The organism is Candidatus Aramenus sp. CH1 (assembly GCA_022678445.1).
Taxonomy (GTDB): domain Archaea; phylum Thermoproteota; class Thermoprotei_A; order Sulfolobales; family Sulfolobaceae; genus Aramenus.
In genome coordinates this window covers 1-25,295 of sequence record JALBWU010000009.1, presented here as the reverse complement: position 1 = coordinate 25,295, position 25,295 = coordinate 1, and the positions used below count along the sequence as shown (strand labels likewise).

29 protein-coding genes and 1 tRNA gene are annotated in these 25,295 nt (G+C 47.6%); 16 read left to right on the top strand and 14 right to left on the bottom strand.

The window, feature by feature from the left end; translation table 11 throughout:
- Positions 1-39 precede the first annotated feature (39 nt).
- On the top strand, positions 40-2,355 hold the full coding sequence (locus MPF33_08545) for a CDC48 family AAA ATPase (protein ID MCI2415269.1): 2,316 nt from the start codon (positions 40-42) through the stop codon (positions 2,353-2,355).
- Positions 2,352-3,599: a 2,3-bisphosphoglycerate-independent phosphoglycerate mutase gene (locus tag MPF33_08540; GenBank protein MCI2415268.1), complete on the top strand. Its 1,248-nt coding sequence runs from the start codon at positions 2,352-2,354 to the stop codon at positions 3,597-3,599. The genes MPF33_08545 and MPF33_08540 overlap by 4 nt, the downstream gene beginning before the upstream one ends.
- Positions 3,600-3,651: 52 nt before the next feature.
- On the opposite strand, the gene MPF33_08535 is transcribed toward MPF33_08540, so the two are convergent.
- Genes MPF33_08535 through MPF33_08510 form a run of 6 tightly spaced genes read right to left on the bottom strand, consistent with a single transcriptional unit; the run spans position 3,652 to position 7,178 of the window.
- Entirely contained in the window at positions 3,652-4,134 is a 483-nt protein-coding gene (locus tag MPF33_08535; GenBank protein ID MCI2415267.1) for a DUF359 domain-containing protein, read from the bottom strand.
- A gap of 14 nt (positions 4,135-4,148) precedes the next feature.
- On the bottom strand, positions 4,149-4,343 hold the full coding sequence (locus MPF33_08530) for a DNA-directed RNA polymerase, subunit E'' (protein ID MCI2415266.1): 195 nt from the start codon (positions 4,341-4,343) through the stop codon (positions 4,149-4,151).
- Between the two features lie 6 nt (positions 4,344-4,349).
- Positions 4,350-4,877, bottom strand: a complete 528-nt coding sequence (locus MPF33_08525; protein MCI2415265.1) for a DNA-directed RNA polymerase — start codon at positions 4,875-4,877, stop codon at positions 4,350-4,352.
- Between the two features lie 12 nt (positions 4,878-4,889).
- Positions 4,890-5,327: a twitching motility protein PilT gene (locus MPF33_08520; GenBank protein ID MCI2415264.1), complete on the bottom strand. Its 438-nt coding sequence runs from the start codon at positions 5,325-5,327 to the stop codon at positions 4,890-4,892.
- Positions 5,291-6,538, bottom strand: coding sequence for a translation initiation factor IF-2 subunit gamma (locus tag MPF33_08515; GenBank protein ID MCI2415263.1), 1,248 nt, complete (start codon positions 6,536-6,538; stop codon positions 5,291-5,293). Before MPF33_08515 ends, MPF33_08520 begins: the two co-directional genes overlap by 37 nt.
- 4 nt (positions 6,539-6,542) lie before the next feature.
- Positions 6,543-7,178, bottom strand: coding sequence for a 30S ribosomal protein S6e (locus MPF33_08510; protein ID MCI2415262.1), 636 nt, complete (start codon positions 7,176-7,178; stop codon positions 6,543-6,545).
- Positions 7,179-7,246: 68 nt separating this feature from the next.
- Here MPF33_08510 and MPF33_08505 point away from each other — a divergent pair, with 68 nt between their 5' ends.
- Positions 7,247-7,639, top strand: coding sequence for a sirohydrochlorin cobaltochelatase (locus MPF33_08505; protein MCI2415261.1), 393 nt, complete (start codon positions 7,247-7,249; stop codon positions 7,637-7,639).
- 8 nt (positions 7,640-7,647) lie between these two features.
- On the opposite strand, the gene MPF33_08500 is transcribed toward MPF33_08505, so the two are convergent.
- From MPF33_08500 to MPF33_08485, 4 genes are read right to left on the bottom strand one after another with little or no spacing between them, the layout of a single operon-like run.
- Positions 7,648-8,106 carry a 30S ribosomal protein S15 gene (locus MPF33_08500; GenBank protein ID MCI2415260.1) on the bottom strand — a complete coding sequence of 153 codons (459 nt, stop codon included), beginning with the start codon at positions 8,104-8,106 and terminating at the stop codon, positions 7,648-7,650.
- 14 nt (positions 8,107-8,120) lie between these two features.
- Positions 8,121-9,128 (bottom strand): methionine synthase, encoded by a 1,008-nt coding sequence (locus tag MPF33_08495; GenBank protein MCI2415259.1) that lies wholly within the window; start codon positions 9,126-9,128, stop codon positions 8,121-8,123.
- Complete coding sequence (locus tag MPF33_08490; protein ID MCI2415258.1) at positions 9,121-10,092, bottom strand: hypothetical protein; 972 nt, start codon at positions 10,090-10,092, stop codon at positions 9,121-9,123. The genes MPF33_08495 and MPF33_08490 overlap by 8 nt, the downstream gene beginning before the upstream one ends.
- Positions 10,092-10,829, bottom strand: coding sequence for a DNA polymerase sliding clamp (locus MPF33_08485; GenBank protein ID MCI2415257.1), 738 nt, complete (start codon positions 10,827-10,829; stop codon positions 10,092-10,094). The genes MPF33_08490 and MPF33_08485 overlap by 1 nt, the downstream gene beginning before the upstream one ends.
- Positions 10,830-10,914: 85 nt before the next feature.
- On the opposite strand from MPF33_08485, the gene MPF33_08480 reads away from it, so the two are divergent.
- Positions 10,915-12,216, top strand: coding sequence for a cobyrinate a,c-diamide synthase (locus MPF33_08480; GenBank protein MCI2415256.1), 1,302 nt, complete (start codon positions 10,915-10,917; stop codon positions 12,214-12,216).
- Here the strand turns inward: MPF33_08480 and MPF33_08475 are convergent.
- Complete coding sequence (locus MPF33_08475) at positions 12,188-12,943, bottom strand: DUF2208 domain-containing protein (GenBank protein ID MCI2415255.1); 756 nt, start codon at positions 12,941-12,943, stop codon at positions 12,188-12,190. The two genes, MPF33_08480 and MPF33_08475, sit on opposite strands and share 29 nt — an antisense overlap.
- Positions 12,944-13,538: 595 nt before the next feature.
- Between MPF33_08475 and MPF33_08470 the strand changes: the two genes are divergently transcribed.
- The 5 genes from MPF33_08470 to MPF33_08450 are packed head-to-tail and all read left to right on the top strand — an operon-like array spanning position 13,539 to position 16,926.
- Positions 13,539-14,201 carry a 3,4-dihydroxy-2-butanone-4-phosphate synthase gene (locus MPF33_08470; protein MCI2415254.1) on the top strand — a complete coding sequence of 221 codons (663 nt, stop codon included), beginning with the start codon at positions 13,539-13,541 and terminating at the stop codon, positions 14,199-14,201.
- Positions 14,198-14,662: a riboflavin synthase gene (gene ribC / locus MPF33_08465; protein MCI2415253.1), complete on the top strand. Its 465-nt coding sequence runs from the start codon at positions 14,198-14,200 to the stop codon at positions 14,660-14,662. Before MPF33_08470 ends, ribC begins: the two co-directional genes overlap by 4 nt.
- Positions 14,643-15,104 (top strand): 6,7-dimethyl-8-ribityllumazine synthase, encoded by a 462-nt coding sequence (ribH, locus tag MPF33_08460; GenBank protein ID MCI2415252.1) that lies wholly within the window; start codon positions 14,643-14,645, stop codon positions 15,102-15,104. Before ribC ends, ribH begins: the two co-directional genes overlap by 20 nt.
- The gene (locus tag MPF33_08455) at positions 15,101-15,811 is read left to right on the top strand and encodes a GTP cyclohydrolase IIa (GenBank protein ID MCI2415251.1); all 711 of its coding nucleotides are present in this window, start codon (positions 15,101-15,103) and stop codon (positions 15,809-15,811) included. Before ribH ends, MPF33_08455 begins: the two co-directional genes overlap by 4 nt.
- Entirely contained in the window at positions 15,781-16,926 is a 1,146-nt protein-coding gene (locus MPF33_08450) for an amidohydrolase family protein (protein ID MCI2415250.1), read from the top strand. The genes MPF33_08455 and MPF33_08450 overlap by 31 nt, the downstream gene beginning before the upstream one ends.
- Here MPF33_08450 and MPF33_08445 read toward each other — a convergent pair.
- The 3 genes from MPF33_08445 to MPF33_08435 are packed head-to-tail and all read right to left on the bottom strand — an operon-like array spanning position 16,867 to position 19,568.
- Positions 16,867-17,613 carry a DNA polymerase sliding clamp gene (locus tag MPF33_08445; protein ID MCI2415249.1) on the bottom strand — a complete coding sequence of 249 codons (747 nt, stop codon included), beginning with the start codon at positions 17,611-17,613 and terminating at the stop codon, positions 16,867-16,869. The genes MPF33_08450 and MPF33_08445 overlap by 60 nt on opposite strands.
- 5 nt (positions 17,614-17,618) lie before the next feature.
- On the bottom strand, positions 17,619-17,909 hold the full coding sequence (locus tag MPF33_08440; protein MCI2415248.1) for an RNA polymerase Rpo13: 291 nt from the start codon (positions 17,907-17,909) through the stop codon (positions 17,619-17,621).
- A 9-nt stretch (positions 17,910-17,918) separates the two neighbouring features.
- The gene (locus MPF33_08435) at positions 17,919-19,568 is read right to left on the bottom strand and encodes an ATP-binding protein (protein ID MCI2415247.1); all 1,650 of its coding nucleotides are present in this window, start codon (positions 19,566-19,568) and stop codon (positions 17,919-17,921) included.
- Positions 19,569-19,606: 38 nt separating this feature from the next.
- On the opposite strand from MPF33_08435, the gene MPF33_08430 reads away from it, so the two are divergent.
- From MPF33_08430 to MPF33_08400, 7 genes are all read left to right on the top strand, one after another.
- Complete coding sequence (locus MPF33_08430; protein ID MCI2415246.1) at positions 19,607-22,315, top strand: DEAD/DEAH box helicase; 2,709 nt, start codon at positions 19,607-19,609, stop codon at positions 22,313-22,315.
- Between the two features lie 41 nt (positions 22,316-22,356).
- Complete coding sequence (locus MPF33_08425) at positions 22,357-22,647, top strand: 50S ribosomal protein L14e (GenBank protein ID MCI2415245.1); 291 nt, start codon at positions 22,357-22,359, stop codon at positions 22,645-22,647.
- Complete coding sequence (locus MPF33_08420; GenBank protein ID MCI2415244.1) at positions 22,648-22,929, top strand: tRNA pseudouridine synthase A; 282 nt, start codon at positions 22,648-22,650, stop codon at positions 22,927-22,929. It abuts the gene before it with no gap.
- Positions 22,905-23,675: an RNA-guided pseudouridylation complex pseudouridine synthase subunit Cbf5 gene (locus MPF33_08415; GenBank protein MCI2415243.1), complete on the top strand. Its 771-nt coding sequence runs from the start codon at positions 22,905-22,907 to the stop codon at positions 23,673-23,675. Before MPF33_08420 ends, MPF33_08415 begins: the two co-directional genes overlap by 25 nt.
- Positions 23,672-24,217, top strand: a complete 546-nt coding sequence (locus MPF33_08410) for a methyltransferase (GenBank protein ID MCI2415242.1) — start codon at positions 23,672-23,674, stop codon at positions 24,215-24,217. Before MPF33_08415 ends, MPF33_08410 begins: the two co-directional genes overlap by 4 nt.
- A gap of 35 nt (positions 24,218-24,252) precedes the next feature.
- Positions 24,253-24,337 (top strand) — tRNA-Ser (locus tag MPF33_08405).
- Between the two features lie 160 nt (positions 24,338-24,497).
- Positions 24,498-24,761 carry a ribbon-helix-helix domain-containing protein gene (locus MPF33_08400; GenBank protein ID MCI2415241.1) on the top strand — a complete coding sequence of 88 codons (264 nt, stop codon included), beginning with the start codon at positions 24,498-24,500 and terminating at the stop codon, positions 24,759-24,761.
- The last annotated feature ends 534 nt before the right edge of the window (positions 24,762-25,295 follow it).

Sequence of the window (25,295 nt, the reverse complement as noted above, 5' to 3'; positions counted from 1 at the left end):
CAAAAACTTATTTCCTTATATAACCTATACTATCTCACAATGTCAACCGAAATTAAGCTCAGAGTTATTGAAGCCAGACAGAAGGACGTGGGAAGGAAAATTGCGAGACTGTCTGAGAGCGCTATGAAGGCTCTAGGTATAGAGACCGGTGACTATATAGAGGTTAAGGGAACCTCAAGCTCAACTCTTCTTCAAGCAATGCCTGGCTTTGACCTAAACGACGGGGAAATAAGGATCGATGGTTACGTTAGGAGTGCAATAGGAGTATCTATAGGCGACGAGGTCTCAGTGAAGAAGGTGAAGGTTGACGAGGGAAAGAAGGTGGTCCTAGCTCCAACAGAGCCAATTAGGTTCAATCAGAGCTTCGTAGACTACGTGAAGGACTACCTAATGTATAAGCCCTTGAGTAAGGGAGACGTAATCAGCGTCCCAGTCTACACTGGGCAGTTGGAACTGGTGGTCGTTTCCACCTCCCCTGGTAATTACGTTTACGTAACGTCTAATACCCAAATTGAAATCAAGGAGGAACCGGTAAAGGAAGTTAGAACGTATCCTAAGGTCAGCTGGGAAGACATAGGAGACCTTGAAGACGTCAAAGAAAAGATTAGGGAGATAGTAGAGTTGCCAATGAAACACCCAGAACTCTTTCAGAGACTCGGTATAGAACCGCCCAAGGGAGTGTTGCTTTACGGCCCACCAGGGGTAGGCAAGACTCTCCTAGCAAAGGCCCTAGCTAGCGAGATCGGGGCGTCGTTTTACACAATAAACGGCCCGGAGATCATGAGCAAGTTCTACGGTGAGAGCGAGCAGAGGTTGAGGGAGATATTCCAGGAAGCCGAGAACAACGCACCTGCTATAATATTCATTGATGAGATAGACGCCATAGCTCCGAAGAGAGAAGAGGTAACTGGGGAGGTAGAGAAGAGGGTAGTGGCCCAGCTCTTGACCTTGATGGACGGTATGAAGGGAAGAGGTAAGGTAGTTGTCATAGGTGCCACTAACAGGCCGGAAGCCCTTGATCCGGCTCTAAGGAGGCCAGGGAGGTTTGACAGGGAAATCGAGATCAGGCCTCCAGACACTAAGGCAAGAAAGGAGATCCTACAAGTCCACACGAGGAACATGCCACTGGCAGAAGACGTCAACTTGGATGCCATAGCCGAGATGACGAACGGTTATACCGGTGCAGACTTGGCGGCGTTAACTAAGGAGGCGGCAATGAGCGCCTTGAGGAAGTTCTTAAGGACAAACGCAGGGAAGATAAACTTAGACGCGGGGCAGATACCTCCAGAGACCTTAAAGGAACTTAAGGTATCCATGAACGATTTCCTAGAGGCCATGAAAGTGGTGCAGCCAACGCTATTAAGGGAAGTCTACGTGGAAGTTCCATCAGTTCATTGGAGCGATATTGGCGGGCTAGACCAAGTTAAGCAACAACTCAGGGAAGCGGTTGAGTGGCCAATGAAGTACCCCGGGATGTTTGAGAGGACAGGGATAAGGCCTCCCAAGGGCATACTCCTCTTCGGCCCTCCTGGCACCGGTAAGACTATGCTGGCTAAGGCTGTGGCAACTGAGAGCGGCGCCAACTTCATAGCGGTGAAGGGACCAGAGGTGCTCTCCAAGTGGGTTGGGGAGAGCGAGAAGGCAATAAGGGAGATATTCAAGAGGGCTAGGCAAACTGCTCCCACTGTGGTGTTCTTCGACGAAATAGACGCAATAGCTCCAATGAGAGGATTCTCCCACGATAGTGGGGTAACAGAGAGGATAGTAAACCAAATGTTGGCGGAAATGGACGGAATAACGCAATTAAGTAAGGTAGTTGTAATAGCAGCCACCAACAGGCCGGACATCCTAGACCCCGCGCTGTTGAGGCCCGGGAGGTTTGACAGGCTCATATACGTTCCTCCACCTGATAAGGAGGCCAGAAAGGAGATATTGTTCATACATATGAGAAGCGTACCAGTGGAAGGTACATCCCAGTGTATAGAGGCAGCATCAAAAGAGTGTTCTGACGAGATGTGTAAGGACAAGGAAATCAAGCGTTGTATTGCCGAGGCACTAGCAGAGAAAACCGAAGGCTACACTGGAGCAGACTTGGAGGCCGTAGTGAGGGAGGCCACAATGATAATGTTAAGGAGGGTGTCTTACGAGTGTGATGCGAAGGCAAAGGCTGAGTGTAAGAACGACGCAGTGTGTCACGACAAGCAAATGAAGGAGTGTATGAACAACGTTAACGCTAAGGTCACAATGAAGGACTTCGAGGACGCTCTAAAGGTGGTAGGGCCAAGCCTGACTAAGGCCGACATTCAGAGATACGAGAGGATGGCCAACGAACTGAAGAGGAGTGTTGTGGTTTGAGAAAACACAAGATCTTACTGATAATCGCGGACGGGCTTGGAGACAGGCAGGTAAAGGCCCTGGGCAATCGTACGCCATTAGAGGCTGCAGACAAGCCGAACATAAGGTCTCTACTGAGATCTTCACTGGTAGGGTTGATGAACCCGATCTCTCCGGGTGTAGTTCCAGGAAGCGACACTTCCCACTTGGCAATTTTTGGCCTAGATCCGAGGAAGTATTACTCTGGAAGGGGCAGTTTCGAGGCTCTAGGGAGCGGAGTAGAATTAAGTGAAGGCGACGTCTCCTTTAGGGGCAATTTTGCTACAGTCGACTCAGAGCTCAGAGTGGTCGATAGAAGGGCGGGGAGAAATATCGAGGAGGCGGAGGACTTAGTTAAGGAGTTAAATTCTAAGATCGGTGAGATCGACGGAGTAAAGGTGAGGTTCTATAAGGGAACAGAACACCGGGTATCAGTTGTGATTTCTGGGGAAGGCTTAAGCGATAAGGTCAGCGATACAGATCCGCACGAGGTTGGGCTTAAGGTAAAGGAAAGTAAGCCTCTCGAGGAGTCTCAAGAGGCAATTAGGACTGCTGACGTGCTAAACAAGCTTACTCAAAGGATCTACGAGGTTCTCTCGTCGTCAGAGGCAAACAAGCTAAGGGTACAGAGGAACAAGCCCCCGGCAAACATAGTCCTACTGAGGGGAGCGGCCAAGTATAAGGAACTCCCAAAACTACGTGACTACACGGGGCTCAACGCAGCTTCTGTGTCCGCGACCCCGTTAATAAAGGGCATCTGTAAGGCCATTGGTATGGAAGTTGTTACTCCCAAGGGAGCTACTGGGGGGATTGATACCAATTACGACGCCAAGGCCAACGCAGTCATAGACTTCCTGAAATCCGATAAGTACGACCTAGTGTTCCTCCACATTAAGGCAACAGACGCTGCCTCCCATGACGGAAAAGCGGAAGAAAAAGTGAGGGCAATAGAGAAGATCGATTACGTAATAGGCAGGATCCTAGACAACTACTCTTCCGAGCTCGTAATAGCCTTTACCGGAGACCACGCGACTCCAGTTGAATTGAAGGAACATGCAGGAGACCCTGTGCCTTTCTTCCTGCATGTCTCAGAAAATATAATACCAGATGGTGTTTCCGACTTCAACGAGAGGGAGGCGAGAAAGGGAAGCGTAAGGATAAGTGGGCTGGATGTAATGAATATATTACTGAACTACTCTAATAGAGCCACGAAGTACGGGGCTTAGATGAGGAGGCTCGAAAGGGCTGAAATGGTGAAGAACTCGCGCAGGACTGATATTAGCACTTTTTTACCGTAAATCTCTTGAAGATGTCCTCTACCCTCCACTTCATGGCCTCAGTTACCTCTAACGCAACTGCTCCTGCGTTTGGCTGGCCATAGACTATTACGTCATCTAATCTCCCGTATATGACAAATGGGATGACAAATAGATCCTCCTCGCCGTCCACAAATAGCACGGAAGGAGTTTCGCTGTTGAGTAACCTCTCAACCAACTTAATTGACTCTAGGCGGAGTAGCCCAGGCTCGTTCTTAACGAGGAAAGAAGGCTTGACTTTCTGTCCAGTAGATATTGTCCTCTTGGTCTTTCCGTCAACCACTGCAATGAAGGGAGAAAAATTGTTTTCTAACAAGGTTTCAGTTACCACGTCCCCAATCGTTATGACTCTCCTCTTTCCTTCGAGGAAGTTCAAAAGCGGTATTACCTTAGTGAAAAGGATGCCGTATGGCCTTGACAGCTCTTTTCTTAGCTCACACGGCACCTCAAAACAGAGGTCTACTTCAAGTTTATTGTGTATCTCCAAGGCTTCTTTACACCCATTAGGTGTGCAACCTCTGAGTTTTCGTCTATTACTATTACCATGCCTTCCCATTCGTCTGCAAAGCTAGATCCCCCACATACTGGGCATACCTCTTGGTCCTCTGGAACTAGCGCCTTACAGTTTTTACAAGCTTTAAATATCTTCGCCATTTCCATTCACTTTTTCTCAAGTTTGCCCAGCGTTGGTTGCCTCATTGTTAAGCCTATCCTTGGCAACTTACCTGCTGAAGCAGAGGAAACTGTGACTATCCTCGCCCTAACTACGTCCCCCTTCTGGAATACCTTCTTGGTCTTTTCGCCTACTAGCACTCCCCTAACTGGGTCAAACTTGTAGTTGTCGTCCCCTATCTGGGACACGTGGACTAGGCCGTCCATTGGGCCGAGGTTTACGTAAATGCCGTAGTTATCTACTTGGGTTATCTCTCCCTCTACTACCTCCTGGAGCAGCGGTACGTAGGTCAATAACTCGAACTCTACCTCGTGGTAGGTCGCTCCATCTCCGAACACTATCATTCCTTCTTCGCTGGCCTTAGCGCTAAGTATGGCCAACACAAATCCCAAGTCCTTTAGTAACTTCTCCTGGTAGTCCCTCTTCAAGATTTCAAGGGCAACTTGATCTATTTCCTGACCAAAGTCCTCTGGTGGTATTCTCACTACCCCTCTAGCCTTTACAAGTTTAAACATTGTAAACCTATGTTAGATAAGAGAAAATGACTTTATAATTTTACCTTTATCCATCAAGAAAATTATTCCAATCCCATCCTTTAATGCTCTGTTCTTTAGTACCTTATCGTTGGTGAAAATTAAAAAGTTAAATTTCTTGGCTGTTTCTAAAATCGCGCTGTCGGTATCCATCCACGAGCAACAGTTTATCTCCTCCCAATAGCTCTTGTACACCTCAAGGTATTGTCTTGCCAACCTTACCCTGGACTGCATAACCCTTGAATTCTTGTGCTTTGCCTCGAGCGTTGAGAGCTCGTGAAAGACGAGTTTGTGCACAAAGAACCTTGGCTTAAAGTCGAGGAAGTAAATTACCTTCCAAAAAGGGTCTAGTCTGTCGTAGATGTAAAGCAGGATGTTGGTGTCTACTAGTACCCCTAAATCTTTACTTGTCCCCATCCCACTAATCTCCATCTTCCCCCTATTTGCCTGCTTATTGCTACCCTCACGTCGTTGCTCCATATCGCTACTGGTCTCCTGAGTTCGACTTCTATTTCGTCCGACCTAACCGAGATCACTGTACCTAGGGTCGTGGAGGAACCCACAGTTAACATCAAGCTCTCTTTATTCCTTATAGGTTCGACTTTGACAAGTTGTTGGCTTCCCACTACCCTTTCAAGTAGGTTATAGGCTATCCTCACTTGCCATAGCACAGGTACGTCGCTTTTTGCCGTTGTGATGACGCTCCCAGCTAGAGAATCAGCCTTGGTCACTGAAGGGTCGAGATACGTACCCATGGCTACTAGTCCACCTGGCCTCGCCTCTTTGACTTCCAAGTCTCCGAACCTCAGAGAGGAAACTGTAGTGTAAAGGGGCTCATAGGTGACCTTACCTCTGTTCTCTATCCTGACGCCTGGAAGAATTTTTATCTCGTCTCCAACTCTGAACAGCCCCTGCACTACGCTTCCGCCTATCACGCCTCCCTTTAGCTCGTTAAAGGGAGTACCTGGCTTGTTTACATCAAAGCTCCGTATTGCCAGCAGGACTGGGGTCTTGCTTGGGTCCCTTTGCGGAGGCTTTATGTGGTTGAGTATGGTCTGGATCAACGCGTCGATATTTACCTTATGGAGGGCGCTCACAGGGACTACTGGTGCGTTTTCGGCCCACGTTCCCTTAACGAACTCCCTTATTTGTCTGTACTGCTCAATTGCCTGCTCTTTTGTTACAACGTCTATCTTGTTCTGGACAATAATGAGGTTTTTAACTCCTATTATCCCTAATGCGTAAAAGTGTTCCCTAGTTTGGGGCTGGGGAAAAGGCTCATTTGCCGCTACTACTAGGATCGCGCCGTCCAGTATTGCCGTGCCAGATAACATGGTTGCCATTAGTACTTCGTGGCCAGGGGCGTCTAGGAAAGACACCCTCCTGATGAACTCCGGCTCTTCATCACTCCCGCACTGTCTGCACGACTCCTCGTTAACGTAGGCGTCTGGTTCCTTGCAAGACTTACATCTCCCAAAGCTTGCCTCAGCGTATCCTAGCTTTATCGTCATACCCCTTTTTAGCTCTTCTGAGTGCTTTGACGTCCAAATGCCAGTCAAAGCTTGGACTAAGGTAGTCTTACCGTGATCAACGTGGCCAACCACGCCTATATTTACATCTGGTTGAACCTTTGGCCAGGGCAAAAAATCACCTTACGATTACGCAGTTAACTTGGACTATATCGTTTGTTAGAGTATTTCCACGTATGGTCTTTCTTCTCCTTTCTCCGTCTTCAACGGGATAATAGCCTGGAGGCCCCGCCAGCAAAACCTTCTTCTTCACAGCTCCTGATACGTCAGGCCTCATTGGGAACCCGGAGTTGTCTGAACCTCCAGTTATTTTGAGCTTTAAGTTAACGCCGTTAACGTTCAAGTTAAAGGTGTCGCCTATCTTTAGCCCCATGAGGTTGAGCTTCCCCTGGTCTACGTTTAACTGGAACGCCTTAGTTCTGTACGCTATGGCCTCGAACTCCTCTGCTCCAAATTTCTCGGCCAATGACTTAGAGATTAGTACTGCGTCTCCTGCGGACTCGTCAACTTGGACTGTGAAGTGGACTTTTACTTTTACTTTCTTGTCTCCCTCTTGCCTAATGACTTGCAATGTAATCAAGTTGTCAACGTTCAATTGCTCCTTTAGCTTCTGGCTTACCTTGGCTATTGGGAGTGCCTTGGCTTCCTTTTCTCCCTCCACTGAAGGCACGTTATCAACTGCTTTGACCTTGACCTTTGCCTCCTTTACGTTCCTGCTTTCTGGGTCTGAGATGACAACTTTGAATTCTGGCAACTGTAAATCTACCTCAGATTTGGTAATGTTAGCACAAGTATATAAACTCGAAGTCAATCAAACGGTTTATGAGAGGTGTTCTACTAGTACTCCATGGAAGTAAGGTGGACGAGTGGAAGGAAGTCGCCACGAAATACAGCGGTCTATTGTCCAAGTACTTCGACCACGTGGAGTATGGCTTTATAGAGTTTAACAAGCCCACGTTAAGGGAGAGCGCCGAGAAGTTAGGGCGAGAGGGCGTTGACGAAATAGCGGCTGTTCCGCTGCTTTTCGCAGCGGGTGCCCACTTCTATAGGGACATTCCGAAGCTACTAGGGCTCGACGAAGACGGGACTATATCAGTCAACGGGAGAAAGATAAAGGTAATTATAGCTAGACCAATAGGAGTAGATCCTAGGGTGGCAGAAATACTGAAGGAAAGGGTGGAAGAAGCTTATGAAAGTACAAAAAGCGTAAGTTAAAAACTGCTTTAGCTGGTGGAGGCCACTAGTAGTTCAGCCTTGCTTGGGTCGTAAGCCCAGTTCTGTGGCAACTTCCCGATACTCTTGTAATACCTCACTAACCTCCTTATCTTGGACTCGATCTCCTCAAGGCCTTTCTTAGCCGACTTATCGGCAGGATACTCAGTTATGTGCCTCCTTACGTTTACTGCCTTCCTGAGGAGGTTGAATAAGTCCTCGGGTATCTGCGGAGCTAAACCCTTCTCTTCTAAGATCTTGCTGATCTTCCTGCCGGTTACTTGTTTAGCTAAAGGAACTCCGTATTGATCCCTCAAAATTACGCCTATCATGCTCGGAGGGTAGCCCCTCTTGTAGAGTTCCTCAACTAGCATCTCAACCTCTTCTCTTGTAAACCTCACCCACTTTGGAGCTCCCGCCCTGGCCGGTCTAGTTGAGTGCGAACTGCCCTTAGCGCGTTTCTTGTTCATGGGATCACCTTAATCTAAAGCTTTATAGTATCTTTATAGCCCCTCTTTTTAAGTTCTTCCCTTGCCATCTGTGTCCCCTTGACCATTGAGACGAGCTTTTGGAACGCTAGTTTCCTTGGAAGGAGCTTGAGACCGCAGTCCGGGTTTATCCATACCTTCTCTGGCTCAAAGTAATTTAGGGCGTTAAGTATGTCCTTCATTACTTCCGCTGGAGTCTCCAGTCTTTTACTGTGGACGTCTATAACGCCAACTCCTATCTCCTTAGAGTAGTTGTACTTCTTGAAGAGCTCTAGGGGTTCGTAGTCGTATATCTTTAACGCGAAGTTTATCTGGTCCACCTTAAAGTCGTTGAGGTAAGGTACAACGATCTTGTAATCGCCGTAACATACGTGCATTACCAGCTTGGCGTTTATCCCCTTTAAGGACTCGTTAACTACGTCCACAGCCCACTCTACGTCTTCCTTTGTCGAGTGTATTGCAGGCTCGTCGATCTGGATTATCTTGGCTCCTGCCTCAACGAGGTTGTGAAGTTCCTTATTTATGACCTTAGCTAAGTCGTAGGCTAGGTCTTGCCTAGTCTTGTAGTACTCGTTATAAGACCAATATGCCAGCGTGTAAGGCCCAGTTATGGTTATCTTTACGTTTTCAGTGTACGAGATTGACTTAGTGTAAAGGAACTCGTCCACCAGTAATGGGGACTTGTACTCCACCTTTGAAACTACTGCTGGCTTAACGTAGTAGGCAGTTCCCCAGACTCTCACTGGCCCGTAAAATCTGAACCCGTCAAGCCTTTCGGCAAAGAACTCCACCATTTCGTCCCTTTTTACCTCACCGTCAGTAGGAACGTCGACTCCTGCTAGCTGATGATCCCTCATTACTGCGAGAGCAGCGTCGTTGAATGCCTCGGTCATTTCCTCGTCGTCTAGCTTGCCTGCCTTATGTAGCCTTATCGCTTCCCTTAACCACTTGGGTCTTGGGTAACTTCCTATCACAGTTGTGGGCAATATTGGGAGCTCAGCCATGGTACATCGACCTCGCTTTGGCTAATAGGTTTATCTTCCTTTTAGCTATAATTTCTGGGATGAAGTCCATGGGTGCTGAGTTCCCTATCAGTACTTCCTCCACTCCTTTTTCGTATGCCTTCCTTGCCAAGTTAACTATAGTGGAAGGCCTCTCCAGCTTCGTGTTCCTAGTGTTGAGCACACCAAGGAAGACCTTCTTGCCCTTGAAATATTTATAAATTACTCCTAGCTTGTTTTTGTTCTCTATTACGTCTAACCCCACTACGTCTACGGGCAAACTGAAGAGGAGGTCAAGCCTCCTGGAGTTAACGTAAAAGTATGTTATCAAGTGCTTTTCAGCCCTTATCCCATTAAACAACGTGGAGTATAGCTCTGGGACCTTCTGGAGGACGTCGCCCTTTATTCCTTTGTCAAATACCGCAGGTTCGTGGATTTCCAGCGCGTCCACTACTTTTTCAGCCTCTTTGATAACCTTGTTGGTCTCCGTAACGTAATCCTTCATGAGCTCTACGGGATCCTTGTAATACTTGTCCTCGGAAAATTGTAAGTAACTTAATGGTCCCAAGATGACGGCCTTCAGCCTTGAACTGACTTTAGACTCGCTCATCAGCTTCTTAGACGCTTGCAGGTGCTCAACGTACTCTCTCGTCTTTGCCTCCAGCCTAGACCTTATCACGGGCCTCCGGTAGTAGAAGTTGTTGTCGTAAAACCTCATTAGATCCCCTTTTTCTGCACCAGCTAGGTACGAGAAGGTTACATCGACTACGTCATCCCATCTGAACATCCCGTCCGTTGTGTAGTCTGCATTAACGTTCTTCACTAGTTCGAAGAACTTCTGCGTCTGCTTGCTTATGTACTCCTCTAACTTGTCTTGGCTGATCTTGTTTGACCTATACCTCGATATTGCCTTGCCTAACGAAATTGGCTTTGGATAACTCCCCACTATAGAGACCTTAAACTTTATCACCCCAACTGTGGAGCTAAGAGGTATATTACACTACCCCCGGACTCCGTATTAAACTCTAACTGTAAAGGCTTCTGGGAAGAGAAGGCAACTTTCATGCTCCCAGACAGCTTTGTTAAGCTTATGACGTCGCTCAAGTAGTCAGAGTAGTAGTCGGACTGGGTAGGCTTGGTTATCTCGATATCCTGCAGACTGCCGGCGTCCTTAGAGAGCTCTACCTCAGCCTCAGCTTCCCCTTTGCTCTTGAGCTTTATCCCGTTCTCATCAGCCTCCAGCTCTATTAACTCGCTCACGGAAGCTATCTCCTCGACCCCCTTCTTAAATGCGCTTGACAGCACAGTTGCCTTAACGTCAAACTCCAAGCTCAGCTGTGGTAGCTCTGGAGGGGAAACGTCAATGTTCCTCAGCGTGAATTCCTTAGGGTAACTTCCAAGGATCCTCACAGCAACTTGAGACACGTCTGTAGACTCTATCTGAAGTTCCTCCTTTCTCCTAGCGGTGGACAGTACCTTCAGCAGGTACTGAGTGTTAAATCCAAAGTTTACCTCTTGCTCTACGTCGTATTCCTTGAACTCCTCTTTAGGAAAGCTTAGCTTCAGCAAGGAGACGCGTGCTCTATCTATTGCCTCAAGCTCCATCCCCTCTGGCTTGAACTTAAGTGAGGCTTCGTCCACCAACTTTGAGAGGACAGAGATTATCGTCTTAAAGTTCCTCACATCTTCGTAGGAAACTTTCATCACTCTGAATTTCCCTGAGGGCCTATATTATCTTTTTTGGATGGCGTACGGAAATATTATTAGAGAAGTCATTGACATATTATCGATGAGAATCCCTAGGTTAATCATTTCCTCCGATAGGAGCGACTCGGGGAAGACGCTGATCACTTCTGGAATACTCAGGGCACTGAGCAAGAGGATGAGGGTCAGGGGCTTTAAGGCCGGACCAGACTTCATAGACCCTGGCTATCATAAGTTGGCCTCTGGATCGCCCTCCATCAACCTTGACTTATTCATCATGGGAAAGGAGAACGTGATAAAGAGCTTGTGCAAGTACTCGAAGGATAAAGACATTTCGGTCATTGAGGGAGTAATGGGGCTTTACGACGGAGTTGAGACGGAGTACAGCACTTATAAGCTCTCAGAGGCTACTAGAACGCCTATAGTGCTCGTCATTGACTGCTACAACGTGGGGAGCACCGTTGGAGCCATAGTGAAGGGTCTCGTCTCTTATAGGAACGCCAACGTGAAGGGCGTTATACTGAACAGAGTAGCCTCCCAGACCCACTTTAGTTATTGTAGGAACTCGATTGAAGGCGTGAAGGTTCTAGGCTATATGCCGTTCTCCAAGGAACTTAGCGTACCCTCAAGGCACTTGGGACTCTTCACGGTGGAGAGCAATAGGGAAGCTGAGAAGGTCATATCAAAGGTGGCTGAGATGGTGGAAAACTACGTGGACGTGGACTCCCTAATTGAGATAGCCAAGGAAAGCCCGGAAATTGAGTGCCCAGATGATGACCATCCGCAAGAAACCAGCAAAAAGGTGGCCGCAATAGCTTACGATGAGGCGTTTAACTTTTACTACTATGAGAACTTGGACAGGATAAGCAAAAGGTATGAGTTGAGGTTCTTTAGCCCGTTGAATGGCGACGTAGTAGAAGGGGCAGACTTCATTTACATTGGAGGGGGCTACCCAGAGCTGTTCGTGGAAGAACTAGAAAAGTCTAGAACGAAGGAGTGGGTAAAGAGGGAGTCGGAAAGAGGGAAATCCATATTAGGGGAGTGCGGCGGACTAATGTTCCTTTCCAGTAACTTGATAAAGGACGGCAGGAAGTTCAAAATGACCGGGGTATTTGACATCGACATAGAGACTTCAAGCAGGCTCACTTTGGGTTACACTGAGCTTCTCGCAGTCAAGGACTCCTTCATAGCTGACAGGGGAAAGTCTATCAGGGGTCACGAGTTCCACGTGTCTTACCCTGTAAGGGTAAACGAAGGGGAGTTTGCGTTCGAGAACAAGAGGGGTAAAGGCATTCTAAACGGAAAAGATGGGGTTATGTCAAAAAACACGCTGGGCACTTACACCCATTTCCACTTCTCTATTGTTGAGAAGAGGACTGTTTTTTAAGCTCTAGCCTCTTAATTCTCTCTATAAAGTCCAGTACCTTATCTACGTCGTTACTGTAAAGCCTTACCTTATAGGGCATCTTGGCTTGAGTGGAATCAATTTCGACGAAGCGCTTCTCCTTATTCACGACTATGTTGGAGTTTAACAAGTGCTTTGCGTGAAGGAACATCGACATACCCCCGGAGGACATGATGCCCTTTTCCGTTATCTTGTAAGAGACTGGAGCCATTACGCTTAACGACGCTGGCCTCACTATCCTCCTGAACACGAAGAACGCGAACAAGTAAAGCGCCTCAAAGTAGACCAAGTAAACTAACAGCCTATATAGAGCTACTTGAGCATCGGCAATCTTGGTAACGTTTGAGTAAAGAAAGTAAATTGCAACTAAGTAGACGAGGTAAATGCCCAGCATACTAAAGCTCCTCTTGGCGAACTTAGTGTACTCTTCTACGTACTCCTTATCCTTATTTATTATGTCAGAAACGTTCTTTTCCTCGTACAACACCCTAGAGCTGGAGATCTCGTATAATAGCTTCCTGTCCCTTAAGAGTGGGTTTGACTTGGACATCATGTAAAACGTTAGTCCTATGAAGAACACGAAATATAATGCTACTACCTCAATGAAGTACTGAGGTCTATACGTCAGTACGAAAGAGAGCGCTACAAGGTAAACTTGGCTAACTAACGCGTATTTCCAGTTGTACGGGTTTATGGTCGTCGAAGACATACTTATCTCAATTATATTAATTATGCATTTATATTGTTATGTATGAGTAGGTACGCCGTTCTGCCATTTATCGTTTTGGTTCTCTGGTGCGTCCCGTCGATGGGGTACGTTTACAGCTACACTTTCACGTACTCCCAGAGCACGTTCATTCACTCTAAGATAAGCGTTGAGGTGATATCCCTTAACTACTTCAACTTCTCGGTTATTAACAGGACGAACGGTATTTGGGTATGTTTACCTCAAGGTTTCTCCATAAAAAATATCTCTTTATACAATTTCACTATAAGTTTAGGAGATCAAGTGGCTTATAACTTTCCATATTACAACTTTTACACTAATTCTACATATTATGGATACATAGTTAATTCTTCTTCAATTGTTGGTAAAATATTGATAAACGTCACTCAGCTTAATGAAACTCCTAGGATAGAAAAAATATCTTTTCCAATTTTCAATAGTTCAACGGAAACATCTCACTCAGTAAATTATTCGTATATCTATCTTGTAATAGGTGCAATAGCATTTAGTATACTGTTGACTGTCGTTAAACGATATAAGTAAATACGCTTATATACTAAACCAATGAATTTCCGTTATGGCATCAAAAGAAGAGATCAGAAGAGCTCTCGAGTCCGGCCTGCCTGTCTTGATCTACGACTTCGACGGGAGGGAAGAGGAAACTGACATGGTATTCTACGCGGGAGCCACTAGCTGGAAGACCATTTACACGTTGAGGACTACCGCGGGGGGGCTCATATGCTACGCCACTGGAAACGGGGAAGCCAGTGCATTGGGCCTCAAGTTCCAGACCGACATCCTTAGGTCAGACCCCTTATACAGAACGCTTGTAAAGGCCCCATCGTACAAGGACGAACCGGCCTTTTCGCTCTGGGTGAACCACGTGGAAACAAGGACGGGGATATCTGACGCAGACAGGGCTAAGACTGTGCAAGAGCTCCACAACGTTATCCAAGAGGTCAGACACGATCTCCAGTCCGCCAAGGAGGACTTCTACTCCAACTTCTATTCTCCAGGCCACGTCCCGGTGCTGATCAGTAGGGATATAAGGAGTAGACGAGGTCACACAGAGCTGTCGATAGCCCTCATGGAGTATTTGGGTCTAGAGAGGAGCGTCGTGTTCGCCGAGATGTTGGACGAAAAGGAAAGCCTAAAAAGGGAGAAGGCCATTGCCTTTAGCAAAAACAATGGTTTCATACTAATTGAGGGGAAGGAAATCCTGAAAATGGTGGTGGCATGAGGAAGTACGGAGTAGCGGACACTACCTTCTCCAGAGTGGACATGGGTAGCGTGGCAATAAATACGATAAAGAAGGAGGACCCAGAGGCGGAAATAGTGAGGTATACCGTGCCCGGGATAAAAGATCTCCCTGTGGCCGCAAAGAGGTTGATAGAAGAAGGGTGCGACGGGGTCATAACCTTGGGCTGGGTCGGGAAGACTATGCTCGACAAGTACAGCTACCTCGCAACCAGCATAGGACTAATCACCGTCCAGATCATAACGTCGAAGCACGTCATAGACGTCACGGTTCATGAGGACGAGAGCGAGGATCTAGAGAAGCTGAAAGAGATCGCCATTGATAGGGCCGCGAAACACGCGAGAAACTTAGTTAAGCTGGTGAGGGACGGGAAAAACGCTTTAACTCCTTTGGCCGGAAAGGGTCTGAGGCAGGGGTATAAGGATGCAGGACCAATCGATTAAACTGGGAATAGTGGTAGCGGACTTCAACTACGATATAACGTCACTGATGCTACAGAAGGCCCTATCCCACGCCGAGTTCTTGGGAGCTCAAGTAAAGGTTGTATTCAAGGTTCCAGGGTCGTTCGAGATACCAGTGGCCACTAAGCAGTTGCTCAAGAGAGGGGACATAGACGCTGTTGTAGTCTTGGGAGCGATAATTAAGGGCGAGACAAAACATGACGAGGTGATAGCTAACCAGATTGCGAGGCTCATTTCGGACATGGAGCTGGAGTACGAGAAACCAATAGGGTTCGGAGTAATAGGCCCTGGCGCTTCTCACGAACAAGCTGTGGAAAGGATTGAGGAGTACGCCTCCAGGGCTGTGGAATCCGCAGTAAAGATGGTGAAAAGGCTCAGGAAGTTCAAGGAGGCTAAAGGCGACGAGAGGGTGGTTGTTGAGTGAAAGTTTTGGCGGTAGAGCTCTACAAGTACAAGGAGTGGACAGAAAGCCTAGGCTATGACAGAGAGTGGATTATCCAAGGCATTCAGCACGAAGTTGCCATGAGGGCAAACAAGGTATCCGCGGAGCTTGGCGCATTTCTTCTACCATTAAGGTACGACTTTTTCGCCCTTCTGGTTGACGGGCTTAGGGAGAGCGAATTGCGCTTTATCTTCAAGGAGATAGGAAGGGTGGCCCCTGTGCCCATCAGGGGATGCCTGGGGTACGGCGAGAGCTTCGCCGAGGCCCAAAGGCATGCGTCTCTGTGTCTGTCAGACCTCTTACCGGGCGAGATGAAAGATGGGAACTACAAGGACGAGGAGGTCGTATCTGCACACTTTGACGTAGACGGGTTTACTAGCCTCACAAGAGTTACGTCGTTTTACGATGCCTTCCTTAACGTTAACAGGCTTTACTCGTCCCTTTCAGAGAAGGTATATGAGCTTGGGGGAATTTCCCAGTACTTGGGCGGGGACAACATAATAGCGTTTTTCGGCAGGAAGAACGTTAAGGACGTAATAGACTTAGTTCACTACATCGACAACGTAAAGGTAGGTATAGGCGTAGGGCGAAACGCTAGGTTCTCGATGATGAATGCTACTGAGGCTTTGGAGAGGATAAGGCTGTCGAGGAACGCGAAATGGGAGATGGTTCCGAGATATATAACGTGAGGCTCGCGCTAGTAGGAAAGGAATTAGAGGTAATGGAGGAAGTCAACGTTGAGGTAACTGACGGGGTAATTACGCACATAGGCAAGGGATTTAATAGCAGGGGAAGGGACTTTAGGACTGGGATAATGATGCCTGCCTTAGTAAACGCCCACGTTCACTCGGCAGACTTCTCCTTTCCGGAGGCAGGAATCGACAAGCCAATTGCAGAGGTCGTGGGAGACCCCAATAGCCTTAAGTACTTCATGCTCAAGGGGCTTACGCCACAGAAAGTAGCGGAGGGGATATTCAAATTCCTAGAGTACTCGAAGAGCATCGGAGTAAGGACGGTTATAGACTTCAGGGAGCAGGACATTTTAGGAAGCAAGATCGCCAGAGAAGTTAAGGAGAGGGTAAAGGGGTTAACTTACGTAATTTTGGGGAGGCTCGACGGTGAGCTCAGGGAGGAGAGGCTATTGAAGCTTTCAAAGTTTGCAGACGGTTACGGAGTCCCGAGCATGAGTGGACACAACGAGGACGAGTTAAAGAGCATCGGAAAGATCTTCAAGGGGAAAATCGTGGCGGTGCACTTTGCGGAGACCCTTAAACAAGGTCTGAGGGACAGCCTGGATCAAGTTATTTCTTCCCTAAGGCCAAACGCGATAGTGCACGGTACCAACTTGTTTTTCGACGACTTCTTACATCTGAGAGAGCACGGGATAAGCGTAGTGGCTTGCCCAAGGAGTAACATGTGGTTTTCGGTAGGTATACCCAGGATAGACGAAATGATAGAGAGTGGAGTTAACCTCCTCCTGGGGACGGATAACGGGGCGTGGGTAAGTCCAGACGTGTGGAAAGAAATGGAGACCGCCTTACTGATAACTAGGCTGAGGAGACCAATGTCAAACTTCTCCAGGGAGGTTCTTAAGGCTGCAACCACAAATGTGGATGCCCTTTCTATAAGGAATTACCTTGAAGAAGGCAATAGGGCTAGCTTTGTTATAGTAGAAGGCGAAAGGTCGGGAATCTTTAATGCCAAGGACTTGTACACAGGAATAATAAAAAGGGGAAATAACGTGTTATATTCTAGGGGCAATCCAGAATATCAGAGAAGCCCCGTTTTCCCCGGAGGCCTCTAACTTTAGAGGTAGATTGCTCCCAAATCCCATCCTCAAGTTATCTGTAAAGCCGGACACCGAAGCGGCAGTCTTGAGAACCTCGAGGCTATACGCAGACTTGGAGGGCTTGTCTATCGTTAAATCGGTTATTGGTTTGTCCTTCCTGAGAATTGCTGTATAGCTTTTCCCGGACTCCTCAGCTGATATTTTAACTGAGTCCTCCTCCGCTTCAATGATAACTTCCTCTCCGATGGTTTCGGCGTCGTCTATTACAGTCTTAAATACGTCCCCTGACAAAGTAGCTAACACTGGCAAGGAGACGTTAGGCTCTTTAAGGGGTTGAGGTTCTCCCTTTTCGCCTTTGACGTATATGTTGCTTTTAGTGCCGGTCTTATTGTCGACTATTGTGATCTTGATTCCGGCGTCTGTCTCGGTTATTTCCACGCTCGACTTACTAGACCTAGCCTTTCCCAAGAACTTCTTTACGTAGTTTAAGTCCAGCTTCACTGACATGTCTTTCTCTATCTCGTATTCTTCCAAGACGTCCTTTGGCAAGTTGAGTATTCCCATTAATATCTTGTCTTCAGTGAGGTATTTCGAATTTATGCCATCCTTAGTGAAATTAAGGATGATGCTATCAGAAAGCTTACTCATCGCGTTTATCAAGTGGTAAAAATCCTTAGAATTTGAGTACTTAGCCCTGAGCATTAAGTTCACTTCTTGGCTCTTTCCTTTTTAACTTTTTTCTCAGGGCTCTTCTTCCTCTGTTTCTTTGAGGTGGAGCGCGATTCAAGTTGAGAGGCGTTTTCCTCGAGGATCTTTTTGGCCTCTTCTACGCTTATCTTCCCCTTTAATAGCTCGTGCCAGATCTCCGTGTTCTTCATGAGCAGTTCTATATCTTGTAATGACACTGCGGGGAACTCTGAGTCCTCCTCTTCTTCCTCCGCTACTTTTTCCTCGGTCTCCTCCTGCGAAACGTCAATCTCACTGTCCTCTTCTGACATGGTTCCCACCTATTCGCACACGTGAACCAAAAATATTTCATCGTGCAATATATTTCTTGTTATAATCATTCCCCTTTCCAACTTTCGCAAATTCTCATAGATAGCTTTATATACATCCTGATCCGCCCCAGCTATAAGTCTAGAGACGTATTCCACGTCTCCCGGCTCAACCACGTTCAGTACAAATACGTAAGCTGAGTTTGAGATCAGCTTTTTTACGTACTCCGTCGTCTGTGAGATCACGACGAACCCAAGGCCAAACTTCCTACCCTCTGCGAAGAGCCTTTCCACAAGCTGTTCCCCGCTCTCCTTCGACAACACGAAGGGTGCCTCATCTAGGACGACTACCTTCTTTAAGTTAGACGTTTTACTCAAGTAGATATAGGAAAGGAGGGCGCGAAGGAAGGTCTCCACCATAATGTACTTTACCTCTGGTATGGTTATCCTTGAGAAGTCGATCACGTAGCTTTCGCCGAATATTTCTTCAAAGTTTACGCTGTTGGAGAAGAACATGTTGTTAGCGACGAAGTTGAGGTAGGGCTCAAGGGCGGTTATTTTGTTGAGCTCAGCTGATGACGCGATGAACTTCTTCTTCCTCTCAGCGAGCAATATGACGTCCCTAAACGTTGGAGGTTGTATGGACCACGACTTCTGGTCCTCCTCGTAGATTCCCTTCTCCTGGTAGGACTCGAAGATCAAGTTATACACGTCTATCGTCTGGAGGTTGCCTAGGTTAAACACTGACTTTAACATGTATGCGACCTCAAGCGCCCTTTGCCTAGGCGACTGGCCGAACAAGGACAGGGGGTTTACGGAAATGGTAGAGGCGTCTAGCCTCTTTGCCTTCTCAAACTTGTACTCCCCGTGGACGTCGAAGACTAGGTAGCCCACGTTTAGCTTCTCGATCATTTTCTTGGCCAGGTGCGACTTACCCGAACCGCTGGTGCCCAATATGACAACGTTGTAGTTCTTCGCGTTTTCGAAGTTTAAGCAGTACTTTGCCTTTACCTTTTGCCAGCTGTACTTCACGTTCAGCCTACTCCTGGAGAAGGACGTCCTCCTTAATACTCCCAGTATCTCGCCTATACACACTCCTTTATCTTCCCTGACCATGCCGAGCTGGGAGAACACGTAAGGTAGCGAAAGCCAACTCGCCGCACTAAGAGGGGAAAGTTGGATCTCCCCCACTAGGGATATCAGCACCACGTCCACGAGGGATCCCAGTGAGAGAAAGGGAGAACGGAAGAGGAGGAACTGGGCCAACCAAAAGCCCACGCTTACAGCAGTTGTAGATACGTGGAACTTAGGTCTAAAGTTTCTGGCGTTGGTCACGAGGGAATCGCTGAAACTCCTGTTTACAATAAAGTAGATGAATGAGGATATCGATATCCCTGCAATGAAAGAGGATAGGTAGGTAATAGAGGAGACGTCAATGCCTATATAGCTAAATGCCACAGCCAGGGAAAAGTAATACGCGATATCAATAATTATAGAGGTAAATATAGCAAAGACCATGATTGAGTCCAGGAATAGCAGGACCGTTATTGTAACCTCTCTCTCTGCCACGGTCACGAACCCCGGCGAGGCGAAGAAGTAGTGTAGTCCAAGGACCTCTGCAACGATCACTGAAACTACAATAGCGTGCCTAACTTCTTGCATACCTTTATAGCACTCCAATTTTACATTTTAATTGCTTTATGCTGACACCTTCTGATTTCGTAAAGGTGTTGAGGGAAATAGGTTATACCTCGCTCACTCCAGTCCAGAAACTCGCTATACCTAAGGTCCTTTCCGGGAAGGACACGCTCATAGTAGCACCCACGGGCTCTGGGAAGACTGAGGCAGCAGTTATTCCCCTCTTTTACAAGATCTGGGAGAACAGGCCCAGCAAAATATCGTTGCTCTACTTTACCCCGCTTAGGGCACTCAACAGGGATCTAGAGACAAGGCTGAAGAAGCTAGGGAACGCCCTTGGGATAACTGTGATGACGAGGCACGGGGACACGACAGAGAGGCAGAGGAAGGAAATAGTGAAGTCGCCTCCAGACGCCCTAATAACCACGCCGGAGACCTTCCAGTACTTACTGGTAAACAAAAGCTACCTACAGCTCTTCGAGAACGTTAAGTGGGTCGTAGTGGACGAGCTCCAGGAGATGTTGGACGAGAAGAGGGGCTATGAGCTCTCCGTATTACTCTCTAGGCTAAAGCGAGTATCTAAAAACAAGGTACAGATGATAGGACTTTCCGCCACTATCGGTGACGTGGAATTGGCCAAGAGGTACCTCTCTAACTCGGACGTGGAGTTAGTTAAGGCTAACATGGCCAAGGAGTACCGCATAGACCTCGTAGTCCCTAAGGTAGACGAGGAGAAGGTAGGAGAGATGGAGAATACAGACCCATACTTGTTCTCCAGGCTCGAGAAGGTCAAGGAGATCGTCGAGTCGCACAGGCCAGTGCTCATATTCACTAATACCAGGGAGACCGCAGAGTTCCTGGCGAGCGAACTACAGTCTAGGTACAACCTCAAGGTTGCCGTCCACCACGGCTCCCTGTCGAGGGAAGTGAGGGAGGGCATAGAGAGGGAGTTCAAAGAGGGGAACCTAGACGCCTTAGTGGCGACGTCTAGCCTTGAGCTCGGAATAGACATAGGCAAAATAGGTCTCGTAATACAGTACATGTCTCCCAGGGAGGTCATTAGGCTCCTGCAGAGGGTAGGGAGGAGCGGTCACTCCGTAGGCAAGGTATCGAGGGGGATCGTGATACCTGGGGACTACGTTTACGACGTTTTGGAGTGCAAGGCCATAATCGACTTGTCAAGGGAGGGGTACTTGGAGAGCCCCTCAATAGAGCAAAATCCCTTGGACGTCTTGGCGCATGAAATAGCCGGGATGGTACTCCAGGGGGCGAGCGACCTATACGAGATAATTTCCGTGGTAAAGGAGAGCGTCTACTTCAAGGGCCTTACCGATGAGGAAGTGAGAAAGGTGATCGACTACATGGAGTCCGCTAGAATAGTGAGACAAAGGGACGGCAGGCTAGTCCCGGGATATAGGCTTTGGAAGTACTATTACGGGACAAATATGATCCCGGACTCCATAAGGAGATACTCCGTCGTCAATGTAGCCAACAACGTAGAGCTTGGAAAACTGGACGAGGAGTTTGTGGCAATGCTTGAGGAGGACAGCGTTTTCATCTTGGGCGGAAAGCTCTGGAAGGTAGTGTCAGTGGAGAACGGCAGGATATTCGTGGACAAGGCTGAGCTGAAAAAGGGAGTCTTGCCGAGCTGGTTTGGGGAGTCAATACCAGTTGAGAAGGAAGTGGCGAAGAAGGTATACTCCTATCTAGTTGAGACAATTTCAGGAAAGGGGAGTGAACTGGAGGAAGTCAACAGGGTAGTGGAGGAGTACAAAAGGAGGGGTTACCCAGAGCTTAGGTCTAACGACATACTTGTGGAAGTGATGGGAGATCTCTTGGTTGTTCATAGTCCCTTTGGCAGTAAAGGCAATAACACCCTTGGAGCCCTCCTTTCCTTTTACCTTAGCAGGATAAAGGGGATTAGGACCTCCTACAGGAATGACCCGTATCACATCGTAATAGCGTCCGTCCTCTCCATTTCCAGGGAGGAGGTAGTCGAGGCCTTAAGCCGTTTAAATGCGTTGAGGGACGAAGACGTAGTCGAGATAGTCAAGAGGGCGGTAATTGAGTCACCTCAATTCAAGTGGAAGCTCTACACGGAGGCTAAGAGGTTCGGCGCGATCGATCCAGACTCCGAGGCTGTAGTGAGTTCAACGCTCCTCAAGCAGTTCACGGATACGGTGGTTGGGGAGGAAGCCGTAAAGGAGCTAATGGTGAAGAGCCACGACTTGAGCGTTATCCACGACGTGAAGGAGTACAACTGGATAGTGGTGAACTCCCCCTCGCCCTCGCCCTTGGCAAAGGAGTTCCTGGAGAGGCTCCTTGTTACAGACGCAGAGGAGACTCCCGTAATGCTCGAGGTGTTCAAGAGGAGGTTGATGTCGAAGCAGGTCAAGCTAATCTGCCTAGTCTGCGGGTGGAACAGGGAAGTAAAAGTAGAGAACGCCCCAGAGAAGTGCGAGAAATGCGGTTCCGTCTTCCTCACTGCGACGTACGTCGAGGACAAGGATGCCCTGGAAGTTGTGAGGAAGGCAATTAAGGGAGAGAAGATGAAGAGGAGGGAGGTAAAGAAGCTGGAAGAGCTGAGGACCGTGGCATCCCTATTCTCCCAGTACAAGAGATCAGCCCTCATAGCCCTAGCCGTGAGGGGTGTAGGGCCCTCCAATTTGGGCAGGGCCTTAAGCAGGCTCTCAGACGGAGAGGATGCCTTCCTTAAGGGGTTGTTAGGGGAGGAGAAAAGGTTTCTTAGAAATAGGAAGTACTGGCAGTAAGTTTAAATTACAGACATGAATTTGATTTTTAGGTAGTCGTAATGCCGGTCATTGAAATAGGAAGGATATGTGTGAAAACTAGAGGTAGGGAAGCTGGGAAGAAGTGCGTCATAGTCGACATAGTAGATAACAACTTTGTTCTAGTGACTGGGCCAAAGAAGTTGTCAGGAGTCAAGAGGAGGAGGGTAAATATCCTCCACTTGGAGCCGACCGACAAGAAGGTAGACATACAGAAGGGTGCCTCAGACGAGGAAGTAGAGAAGAAGCTCCAGGAAGCTGGGTTAGCGGACTTTGTGAAGGAGCAGGTCAAGGTAAGGATTCCAGTGATTTAAATGAATTTTTATAACTTTATTTACAAGATAGACGAGTTTTGTTCGTACGACAACCCATGGAAGGTAAGAAAGGAGGAGGAAACGTCAGAGAAGTACGGGGTCTACCCTGACAAGAGGAACGTTGAACAGCTGATAAAGAACTCCATAATCAACTTGGACAAACCTCCTGGACCCACCAGTCACGAGGTCGCGTTCTGGGTGAAGAAGATGTTTAACGTTAACAAGGTAGGTCACGGAGGGACCCTAGAGCCCCTCGCTTGGGGCGGGGTAATCCCAAGGTAACTGGAGTACTTCCCATAGGCCTGGAGAACGCCACCAAGATAATGAGCTACACCACCAACGCCGGCAAGGAGTACATCTGCGTAATGCAAGTCCACTGCGACGTAGACGAAAAGACCTTAGTTGAGGTAGTCAAGAAGTTTGAGGGAGAGATCTACCAGAGGCCTCCCGTTAGGTCGTCCGTGAAGAGGAGGCTGAGGATAAGGAGAGTGAAGGCAATAGACTTATTAGAGGTAAAGGGGAGGCTGGCGTTGCTGAGGATAGAGTCAGACCCGGGCACGTACATGAGGAAGATATGTCACGACGCAGGGATACTGCTGGGCTGTGGGGCGCACATGAGGGAGCTCAGGAGGACTAGGTCTGGGATCTTTACAGAGAAAGGTTTAGTGACCCTCCAGGAGGTGTCCGAGGCCCTCTACTTGTGGAGGAACTGCAAGGACGAAAGCGAGCTCAAGAGGATTCTGTTGCCAATGGAGTTCGCCCTATGCGGTATGCCAAAGATAATAGTGGACGACATGGCAGTGAACGCCGTAGCTTACGGGGCCCAAGTAATGGCTCCAGGCGTAGTTGCGTATCAAAAGTTCAACAAGGGAGATCTAGTAGGGGTAATAACGCTTAAGGGGGAGGGGGTAGCGATAGGAGTGGCTGAGGTAAGCTCAGAGGAGCTGGAAAATATGGAAAAGGGAGAGGTCACTCGGCTAAAGAGAGTTTTAATACCCAGAGACGTGTATCCTAAAGCTTGGAAATGAGCTTCTTTGTGGTTAATGAAGTAGTCAACGGTATCCCGCTGAGCCTAGTCAGCCACCCTGGTCTTTTTTCCAAGAAGAAGCTCGACCTAGGGACTAGAGTCCTCCTAGAGAACTTGTTAATGCCGGAGAGCGGTACTGTGGCAGACGTGGGGTGTGGTTACGGCCCCATAGGGATATACGTTTCCCTTAGGAACCCCAACTTGAAGGTCTACATGGTAGACGTGAACCCTTTAGCAGTGAGGACGGCTAAGTACAACGTAGAGAGGTACGGGCTTAAGAACGTCACTGTCCTGAAGAGCGACGCATTAGCTGAGGTAAACGAAAAGCTAGACGCTGTGTACTCCAACCCACCCCTATCCAGGGGAGTCGAGTTCATAGAAAAGCTAGCCCAACAGAGCAACGAGAAGGTCAAAGAGGGAGGGTTTGTCCAGCTAGTAGTTTACAAGGGGGAGAGCAACGCAGTAAAGGCGTTTGGCGAGTTTTTCAGCGTAGAAGTATTAAAAAGGCAGAAGGGGTACTCGTTAATATTGGCCAGAAGGTAAATTATTAATAGCTTCCATGGACATTATTTTTAGTTGCCGGGGTGCCCGAGCGGTCCAAGGGGCTGGCCTTGAGAGCCAGTAGGGATTCACCCTGCGCGGGTTCAAATCCCGCCCCCGGCGTTGTGTAGTTAGGGGGTTCCCCTTAAATCGTTAAAGTCATCATACCTTTTTGGGTTATTATTTATCACATAATATACATCTTCAAGCATATTTCCAATGAGATGGAATGACATATATAGTACGTTACACCTAGAAACTTTATATACATGTATATATTAGCATGAAGACTATTACCGTTAAGATCCCTGAAGAGCTTTATAACAAGATGAAAGCCCACAAAGAAATAAATTGGAGTGAAGTAATTAGGAGGGCTATCAAGAATAAATTAGAAGGGTTAGAGGGCGTAACAACTGGGAGTGAGCTAATCGAGATGTTAAAAAGATTAGGCGTAAAAGAGGAAGAGATTAGCATTGAACCTCCTCAAGGTGAGGAAGAATTCCAGAGGGAGCTGAGAGGGAAAAGATCTATGACACAAGCGTACTGATCGAGATATATAAGGATAAAAGCTTTCTTCAAAAGGTTAGCTATTTAATAACCACCATCTTTAACGTGATTGAGTACCCTCCAGTAATAGAGCTAAGGGATAAACTAATCATAATATATCCTAAATAAGAAAGACTACGAACTTTCCCTTGAGATAATGATAAATCTGAGAAAAGTTGGAAAGCCTGTAGGCTCTGTAGAGGTCCTAATTTCAGCCATTGCGATAAACAGAGGGCTAACGGTAGTGACAAATGATAAGGATTTTTCGCAATTAAGGAAGTGGAGCCTAGGCTAGTAATAGAATATCGCTAGTTTCCGTCTAGAAGCTATAAAATAAATAGAATAGCGTAGACGTTATAAATAAGAAGACAAACCTCGCTTGGCGGGGTTAAGGTTTTAACATGAAAACGATTTCCTTTTATGGCGCTTTCTTTGGCGAACTAAAGATGAGGAGCCCCGATTACTCCCGCAATTCCGGAAGCGTCAAAACCGCAGTTGTGAGGCTCTTCCCAAGTGGGTAAACAGAGGAAATTGA

Bases quoted from the DNA above. Each gene is read 5' to 3' on its own strand.
- MPF33_08545 (MCI2415269.1), top strand. From the start codon at position 40: ATGTCAACCGAAATTAAGCTCAGAGTTATTGAAGCCAGACAGAAGGAC.
- MPF33_08530 (MCI2415266.1), bottom strand. From the start codon at position 4,343: ATGGCGAAGATATTTAAAGCTTGTAAAAACTGTAAGGCGCTAGTTCCA.
- MPF33_08525 (MCI2415265.1), bottom strand. From the start codon at position 4,877: ATGTTTAAACTTGTAAAGGCTAGAGGGGTAGTGAGAATACCACCAGAG.
- MPF33_08520 (MCI2415264.1), bottom strand. From the start codon at position 5,327: ATGGAGATTAGTGGGATGGGGACAAGTAAAGATTTAGGGGTACTAGTA.
- MPF33_08505 (MCI2415261.1), top strand. From the start codon at position 7,247: ATGAGAGGTGTTCTACTAGTACTCCATGGAAGTAAGGTGGACGAGTGG.
- MPF33_08500 (MCI2415260.1), bottom strand. From the start codon at position 8,106: ATGAACAAGAAACGCGCTAAGGGCAGTTCGCACTCAACTAGACCGGCC.
- MPF33_08495 (MCI2415259.1), bottom strand. From the start codon at position 9,128: ATGGCTGAGCTCCCAATATTGCCCACAACTGTGATAGGAAGTTACCCA.
- MPF33_08485 (MCI2415257.1), bottom strand. From the start codon at position 10,829: ATGAAAGTTTCCTACGAAGATGTGAGGAACTTTAAGACGATAATCTCT.
- MPF33_08480 (MCI2415256.1), top strand. From the start codon at position 10,915: ATGAGAATCCCTAGGTTAATCATTTCCTCCGATAGGAGCGACTCGGGG.
- MPF33_08475 (MCI2415255.1), bottom strand. From the start codon at position 12,943: ATGTCTTCGACGACCATAAACCCGTACAACTGGAAATACGCGTTAGTT.
- MPF33_08470 (MCI2415254.1), top strand. From the start codon at position 13,539: ATGGCATCAAAAGAAGAGATCAGAAGAGCTCTCGAGTCCGGCCTGCCT.
- ribC (MCI2415253.1), top strand. From the start codon at position 14,198: ATGAGGAAGTACGGAGTAGCGGACACTACCTTCTCCAGAGTGGACATG.
- ribH (MCI2415252.1), top strand. From the start codon at position 14,643: ATGCAGGACCAATCGATTAAACTGGGAATAGTGGTAGCGGACTTCAAC.
- MPF33_08450 (MCI2415250.1), top strand. From the start codon at position 15,781: ATGGGAGATGGTTCCGAGATATATAACGTGAGGCTCGCGCTAGTAGGA.
- MPF33_08445 (MCI2415249.1), bottom strand. From the start codon at position 17,613: ATGCTCAGGGCTAAGTACTCAAATTCTAAGGATTTTTACCACTTGATA.
- MPF33_08440 (MCI2415248.1), bottom strand. From the start codon at position 17,909: ATGTCAGAAGAGGACAGTGAGATTGACGTTTCGCAGGAGGAGACCGAG.
- MPF33_08435 (MCI2415247.1), bottom strand. From the start codon at position 19,568: ATGCAAGAAGTTAGGCACGCTATTGTAGTTTCAGTGATCGTTGCAGAG.
- MPF33_08430 (MCI2415246.1), top strand. From the start codon at position 19,607: ATGCTGACACCTTCTGATTTCGTAAAGGTGTTGAGGGAAATAGGTTAT.
- MPF33_08425 (MCI2415245.1), top strand. From the start codon at position 22,357: ATGCCGGTCATTGAAATAGGAAGGATATGTGTGAAAACTAGAGGTAGG.
- MPF33_08420 (MCI2415244.1), top strand. From the start codon at position 22,648: ATGAATTTTTATAACTTTATTTACAAGATAGACGAGTTTTGTTCGTAC.
- MPF33_08410 (MCI2415242.1), top strand. From the start codon at position 23,672: ATGAGCTTCTTTGTGGTTAATGAAGTAGTCAACGGTATCCCGCTGAGC.
- MPF33_08400 (MCI2415241.1), top strand. From the start codon at position 24,498: ATGAAGACTATTACCGTTAAGATCCCTGAAGAGCTTTATAACAAGATG.